General features: G+C 50.0%; 4 protein-coding genes. 2 read left to right on the top strand and 2 right to left on the bottom strand.

Going from position 1 to position 6662, the window contains the following annotated elements:
* Positions 1-179: 179 nt before the first annotated feature.
* Positions 180-3770: a DEAD/DEAH box helicase gene (locus HMPREF3107_RS02270; protein WP_070452920.1), complete on the bottom strand. Its 3591-nt coding sequence runs from the start codon at positions 3768-3770 to the stop codon at positions 180-182.
* Positions 3771-4472: 702 nt separating this feature from the next.
* Between HMPREF3107_RS02270 and HMPREF3107_RS02265 the strand changes: the two genes are divergently transcribed.
* Complete coding sequence (locus HMPREF3107_RS02265; protein ID WP_070452915.1) at positions 4473-4748, top strand: type II toxin-antitoxin system prevent-host-death family antitoxin; 276 nt, start codon at positions 4473-4475, stop codon at positions 4746-4748.
* Between the two features lie 2 nt (positions 4749-4750).
* On the top strand, positions 4751-5161 hold the full coding sequence (locus HMPREF3107_RS02260; RefSeq protein WP_070452912.1) for a type II toxin-antitoxin system VapC family toxin: 411 nt from the start codon (positions 4751-4753) through the stop codon (positions 5159-5161).
* 198 nt (positions 5162-5359) lie between these two features.
* Here HMPREF3107_RS02260 and HMPREF3107_RS02255 read toward each other — a convergent pair whose 3' ends face one another.
* Positions 5360-6508, bottom strand: coding sequence for a site-specific integrase (locus HMPREF3107_RS02255; protein WP_246828570.1), 1149 nt, complete (start codon positions 6506-6508; stop codon positions 5360-5362).
* Positions 6509-6662: the final 154 nt, after the last annotated feature.

The raw sequence follows: 6662 nt of genomic DNA, 5'->3' as shown, positions 1-6662 counted from the left end.
CCTAGCATAACTGCTAATCTACGTCAGCCCCTTTTTTTATTTCACAGGGCCGCGCCTTATGTGCAGCTCTGTGCGTTGAAACATTTAATATCAATTGATTAAGATAGATAAATAGGCGGCCCCGCCTATCCCGCATTCAATCATTAAGGAAATTTTGCTGAGATTTCGTTATGCGGAGCCTAGCCGTCTGAGAGCTGTTCCGCCCGCGAATAAAATTCCCGCGCATCGATTTGCGGCAGATTTTTTGCAGCAACATCAAAATATTTTTTGCCCGCCCAAAGGTCTTTATCGCCAATCACAAATACATAATGCTTGGCACGGGTAAGCGCCACATTTAGCAGATTCGGTTTTCCTGCCGCCCATTGTGCCGCACCGTCTGTTTTTGCATCGCAGCCTAAAACCAGCCAAACCATTTTTTCTTCTTTACCTTGAAAAGTATGTACCGTGCCGATGCGCATCCTGCACCATTGTTGCAGGCCTTTTATGGTTTTTAGTGCGGCATTGCCGGCAATCTGCCTGCACAATTCGGTTTTAATATGCTTGAAGGGCGTGATGATGTATAAATCGGGAAGGCCGCCTGAATGCCACGCGATTTCGGCCAACATCCGTATCACCAAATCAGCCTGTTCCTGAACAAATTGCCGCGATGCCGCTTCACCGGCTATCTGAACCCAGCTGCTGCTTCCCAAATAAAAATCCTGTTTGGGCGGCAGGCGTTTGGCAGGATCGGTATTGCCGAAAACCATTTTGTTGTCGTAAGCAATTTGATTGGCGATGCCGAACATGGGGTCGGCACAGCGGCGGTGGACGCGCAAGGGGCTACCTATCCATGTGGCATCCGATTCTCCTTTGCGCAAAACGGATGCGCCAAAGGCATTGCACCTGTCTGCCAATATCTGTACCGAAACCTCGGTCGGCGACACATTGGCACAGTCGGGCAGGGCGGCAATCCTTTCCAGGGTACGAACCAATGGCGGCGGTGTGGTAAAGACCGGTTCGATTTGGATGGGGTCGCCTACCGCCATGACGCGTTTGGCACGCCAGATTGCGCCCGCTGCCGCCTGCGGAACCGCCTGACCGGCTTCATCTATAAACAAATAGCCCAAGCAGCCTGCGCCCACATCGCGGAACTGCCGTGCAAACGATGCAAAAGTGCTGGATACCACGGGAATCACCATAAACAGGCTCTGCCAAACCAACAGCGTTTGTTCTTTGTTCAATTCGGCACTGCCTTTCAGGAATTCGCTGATTAAGAACAGGTTGCTGCCAAACCCGCCACCTTTAATGGCGACTTCCGCCAGCCATGCTTCGTGCAACTGCAAGGCGCAGCCGAATAAACGGCTGCGGGCGTCGTTTAATTCGTTGTCCTGCCACAAACCCGCGATTTGAAAGTCATCGTTTTGCAGTTCATCGTATTTTTCAGGCAGCCTGATATGTGCAAACCGGTTTTGGTATTGCCGATAGGCATTCCATTTCTCTTGCCGCTGTGCCAGCCGTATGCCTAATTGTTCCAATTGCCGCTGTACCGCTTTCAAACGTCCTTCTGCCGCTTTTTCGGCGTTTTCGGCAGCGGTTATTTCTTTTTGGTACACCCGTTTTTGTTCTTGCAACAGCGCCGCTTGGGCAGCCTGCACCGCCTGTGTGCAATGTTCATATTCCTGCCTGGCTGATTTTTTGCGTTTATCGGCGGCCAAATGCAGTTGCGACAATTGTTCGTAACAATACGCCAGGTGTTCCCGAAGCTCCCTGCACTGTTTGCGCTTAAACAGGCGCATGAAGAAGCCGGGATAACTGTGTTTCAGCGATTCGATTTGATTCTGCCAATAGGCGCGCTGTTCGCCGTCTTCATCCGTTAAAGGCATGCTTACCTTTTGGGTTGCGGCTTGCAGCCTGCTTTGCGCATCGGATACGGCCAGGATAAAGTCCGAATGAACCGGAATGCCTTGCAGTTCGGCCGTTTGGGTTTCTATCCGTGTCTGCCGGGCGTCATTCAGTTTTTCCTTTTCGGTTTGAACGGACTTGGCACATGTGCCGTACTGTTGTTGCAATGCGGCTTGGTTTGTTTCGGGATTTAAGACGGTCTCTTCGTGCAGAATAAAATAGCCGTCCAAATCATTCAATTTCTGCTCGACAATATCGAGTTGCCGTTTGAAGTTTTCTTGTGCTTGGGCAAACGAAATACCTTGATAACCGCTGCGCCATTCCCAAATGCTTTGGTGCAGCGCTTTATCGTATCCTTTGCATTCGTCATGATTTTGGGGGACGAAAAACAATCCCTGCCGTACCTTCTCCCGATTACCTTTTTTGCCTAAGGCGCAAGAAAACAATCCCCAAGTATCGTCATCAGGCGTCAGGGCATCGTATTTCTGCTTATTTTTGGCAAACAGGTTGCGCGCAATTTTGTCCAAATAAACATAGCTTGGATGGCTGCCTGTACAATAGGTTGCACACAGTGATGACTTCTTCGGCAAATCGCGGGAAATATTCTCTACTGCGGCATTGTTGGATGATGCCACAATCATTTCAAATCCCACCAATTCGGGCTTGAGGCGGGAAACGGTTGAGTCGTTTACTTTTTCAGTACCCGAAAAAGCATCTTTCGCCGTTGCCAATTCGGCCAGCCGTGTGGCCCGGCGCACGATGTTTTCGGCAAAAATATCGCGCAACAAAGTGGTTTTCCCTGTTCCTGGCGGGCCGTTTACCGAAAAAACCGGCTGTTCGCCTTCCAGAAAGAATGTATTTACCGCAAACTGCTGCATCAGGCTTAAACCGTGCTGCGGCTCACTTAACCAGCGCCCCCTGTTCCAATATTTGGGGCGTAAATGCCGCCAAATGATTTTGTTACCTTCCGTGCCGTACAAATCGGTTGCGGGCCGGTCGGGTTTCGTGCCGAGATAAGCCGACAATGCCGCGCTGCTTTGACCTTTATCGATTTGACGGATGATACTGTGGATGTCCTGCGCGTAGAAACTGTTTAAAATGCCGATTTCTTCATCGGGCAAGTTATCGACGTCTTCATCGCTTTTATGATTTTGTCCGTTTCTTTCGGCGTGCTTTTGATCTTTTGGCGTTTTATCGGAGGATTTTTTCGGTTGTTCCTGCCATTCGGAAATGATACGGATTGTGGGCATCGGTTCGGGACAGTAACCGTATGCCCATTCTTTCAGGCGGCCTGCAATGTCCAGCAGCAAGGCGGGAGACAGTACAGTCCGTATTACTTTGGGCTGTTCAATTTTCTGCACGGCCAAATGCTGTTTGCACAATTCGTCCAGCTTCTCCAACAGCTTGCCGCAATCCGTTTCAAACGCTTCAAAATTCAAACTGTCTAAACCTTTCGCCATACTAAAACCCACTGCCCAAGGCGCGGTTGAGATTTCTATATTTGCGGGGTCGAACTCGCCTGTGTCGTTGATTGGTAATCTGGCATAACACGTTTCGCCTTTATCGGCGCTCATGGCTTCTTGGGTATATTGCTCATTTTCACTCAACTGTTCTTGCAGCAGATTTTGAATACTTTTGCTCAAACAGCCAAAATCAAACAAGTTGAGATAAATTTTTGAGCAAACGAGATATTGATTGGGATATTCGGATTTCAGCAGTTGGGTAATGGATAGGTTTTTTTGTCCGCCGACGGCAAGTTTGGATAATTGGTCAAGCGTAAGGGTTTTGTTTGTTTTATCTTTTCCCTCTTGGATTTTTGCATCGAAAGGCGTGAAAAATTCCAGCTTGTGCCAAAAAGACAAAATGGCCGTTTCGTTTTGCGGATTCATCAAAATTTCCTTAATGGTTGAAACCCCGCCCTTCGGGGCGGTAGGATTTGGGTTTGTTTGGGAGGGGCGTAACCCCTTCTGGTAGGGCGGCTCCTTATGTGCAGCCTTGTGTGTTGAAACATTTGGAAGGGATATCTTCCTTTAAGAAAGCATCATTTTATAGTAAATCACAATTAAAATCCCTTGTATGGCGGATTGGGCTATGTAGATGATAAATGTTTTATTAACGAGGTATCTGGTGTATATAAACAGGTTAGTTATAAACGCCCGTTATTTCATTTCCTAAAGTTTGTGGCACTCTACAACTGCTTTGATAGCGGTATTTCGGAACACGAAAAAGCGGTAACCACAATACATAAATTTACTGGTTACCGTGTGGTTACCAGTGGTTACCCGTTTCTTTTCATGTGCTTATGCCCGAAATGGGAGGGCGGTAACCAGCGGTAACCATGTAAAGATTTGTGTGTGGTTACTGACAAACCCAATAACCACGGGGCTTACAGGCGCGGTAACCACGGTAACCACGGTAACCAGCGTTTTTTTGTATATATACGGTTTTTTTTGGGGGAGCGGGCAGATGGCGGGCGGATTTTGAATTAACCCCATGCAAATTGACTTTTGCGGGCGGATTGAAGGCGGCGGGCTTGCCTGTATAGGCAACAATACCCATAATAGGCACATAGCTACAAAAGGGAGTGAATCATGTTGTCCACCATTGGAAGCAGGGAATTTAACCAGCACCCCAGCAAGGCGCAAAAGCAGGCGACTACCGCCCCCGTCTTCATTACGACGCACGGCAAGATGAGCCATGTGCTAATCAGCTATGATGAATATCGGCGGCTGACAGGCAGGCTGCAAAACGCATTGGAAGCACTAAGCCCCACCGCAGAGCTGGCCGCCAAACTGGAAGGCGTGGAGCTGGAAATACCGCCGCGCAGCACCGCGCAAAGGCCGCCTGTTGATTTTGGGGAGGATTGAGCATGTACCTGCTGGATACCAACGTTATCAGCGAGACACGCCGCCCCGTGCGCATGCACCGCAATGTGAAAGCATGGCTGGAGCAAACCAGCCCCGAAAGCCTGTACACCAGCGTAATTGTCATGATGGAGCTGGAAAGGGGCGTTTTAGGCATGGAGCGCAAAGACCCCGCACAGGGTGCAATATTGCGGGAATGGCTGGAGCAGGTAATCAAGCCCGCATTCAATGGCCGGATCCTGCCGATAGACGAGGCAACGGCGGGAATATGCGCCCGCCTGCACATCCCCGACCGCGCCCCTGAAAACGATTCATGGATAGCGGCCACGGCCAAGCAATACGGCCTGACACTGGCTACCCGCAACGTGAAGGATATGCGGCACGCGGGCATAAAGCTGTTTGACCCCTTCGCCTGAAACCTTGCTTGCATTCAGGCCGTCTGATTTTCAGCCCCCATGTTGCAGATGCGGGGAATTTCCCCTACACTGAAAAACGCCTGAAATACGGCTAAAACGGCAGGGCAAAAACACCCTACCAAGCGATTATGGGGTAACTTTTGGGGTAACTTTTCCAAGGTTGGAAAATGTGATTTTATATAAATCAATAAGTTAAACTCAAAGTACGGAAGACCCCGCCTCCACCAAGATATCCGATAAGTATCCTATACTTATCTTCATTTCTGTGTTTTTTGGCACACTATTGGCACATTTTCCACTAAGAAGCTGCTCAATTTTGGACTTTTCACGCTGCTTGTCGGCCAAGTCAATCCAGCGGGAATAGTTTTCAAGTAGCATTTTCATGGTGCTGTGTCCCATCTGACGGGCTACCCACATGGGGTTGGCTCCGGCCATGAGGTTGAGTGTGGCAAATGTATGGCGGGTGTTGTAGGGTTTCCTGTACCTTACCCCCGCTATTTTTATGGCGTGCTGCCACGGTCTCCACGGCACTTTGTCGTTCTCAAACGGGCTGCCGGTTTTCGGATTGATGAAAACGTATCCGCTTGCTAGTCCTGTTCTTTGCCATTGCCTACGTAAAGCTTCCAAGGCGCGGCTATTGAGCTCGATGTCTCGATAGCTGTGGGTTTTGGTGCTTTTCAGCTTGCCAGCCACGGATGCTTTGTTCACGCGCGCGCACTGCCTTTGGAAGTCGATGTCCTGCCAAGTGAGAGCGATAAGCTCGCTGGTACGCATACCGCTAAAAAAGGCCAGCTCGAAGTAATTGTGAAACACAGGTTCATTTTTCAGGTAGCCTAGGATGGCTTCGGCCTCTTCGATCGTGAACGGATCAGGCGGCTCTTTCTGCACTTTGGCGTTGGCCAGATGCTGGGCGGGATTGTCTTTTATCCTACCGTCGCGGAGCGCAAGAACAAACGGCTGCCGAATAACGGTGGCGATGTTGTTGCGAGTTTTTGCGCTACAGTCTAAGGTAGCCAGCAGCCCGGCTAGGGTACTGTACTGGATACGGTCTATCGGTATGTCGCCAATTTTGGGCAGAACGTGGCTGTTGAGCATGCCGCGATAGCGGGATAGGGTGGAGTGGGATAGCTGGTTAACGGTGGACAGCCAGGCTTCGGCCATCTCACGGAAGGTGGGGCTGCGTTCCGTTTCTTCCGCCCGTTTGGAGTCGGGGAAGAATTCGGCATAATCGAATACGCCGATGGCGATTCGGGTACATATTTCTTCCCGGAGTTTGGTGGCGTGTCGGATGTTGGCGGTGGTGGGCTTGAGCGGCAGGCTTTCCCAACATCGTTTACCCCGATACATGAACCATATTTTGATACTACGGTCGCGAATAACTAAGCCGGTTGGCATTCGTTTCGTTGCCATTTTTCTACCTCTTTTACGTTGATTAAGATGTGGCGGTCGGGTGCACGGTAGTAGTGGAGTCCCTCTACCCAAACGCCGGTGCTAATTTTGT

Origin of the sequence: Neisseria sp. HMSC31F04, from assembly GCF_001807735.1 — a bacterium.
Taxonomy (GTDB): Bacteria; Pseudomonadota; Gammaproteobacteria; order Burkholderiales; family Neisseriaceae; genus Neisseria; species Neisseria elongata.
Note: the sequence above shows the minus strand (reverse complement) of the source record. Positions and strands in the feature narration are given on the sequence as shown.